The 510-nt window shown below is 73.5% G+C and carries 1 protein-coding gene; it reads left to right on the top strand.

Translation table 11 applies throughout. From position 1 onward, the window contains the following. Positions 1-129: 129 nt before the first annotated feature. Positions 130-510: hypothetical protein (locus tag AAFX79_13890; protein MEO1009646.1), on the top strand; the 381-nt coding region annotated here is incomplete at its 3' end.

Below are 510 nucleotides of genomic sequence, written 5' to 3'. Positions count from 1 at the left end.
CGGTCGAGGAGCTGTCCGACCACAGCGGTCCCGAGAAAGCCGGTGCCGCCCGGGACGGCCACCGAGAGATTCGCGAAGTCCTGCACGCGCCGGAACATACACGACTCCTCGGGCCGGTCGCCGGCGTGGGTGGCTGAGTCTACGCAGTCGTCAGGCAGTGCGCGGGAGGCGGTCCGGGACCGACTCGGTCGTTGCGGCGAGGGTCTCCCGCAGGCCCTCCCGAAGGGTGACCCGGGGCGCGAAGCCCAGGCGGGCGGCGGCCCGCTCGAGGGAGGGATAGTAGGTGGCCGGGAGTCCCCGGCGTCGGACCCCGGAATCTCGCCGGGCCGGTCGCCGCCCAGGTTCGACGCCGACCAGCTCGGCGATCTCGGCCGCGAGTTCCGCGAACGCGCTGACAGGATTTCCGAGACGCTGGACCTGCGGCGCCAGCAGATCGAGGCGGCCGAGCAATCCGGCGCCGCTTCGCTCGATGCGCTGCGGCGGGCGGCCGAGTCGCTGGAGACCGCGCTG

The organism is Planctomycetota bacterium (assembly GCA_039819165.1).
Lineage (GTDB): Bacteria > Planctomycetota > Phycisphaerae > Phycisphaerales > UBA1924 > JAHCJI01.
The sequence above is the reverse complement of the archived record's forward strand: the minus strand, read 5'-3'. Positions and strand labels throughout refer to the sequence as shown.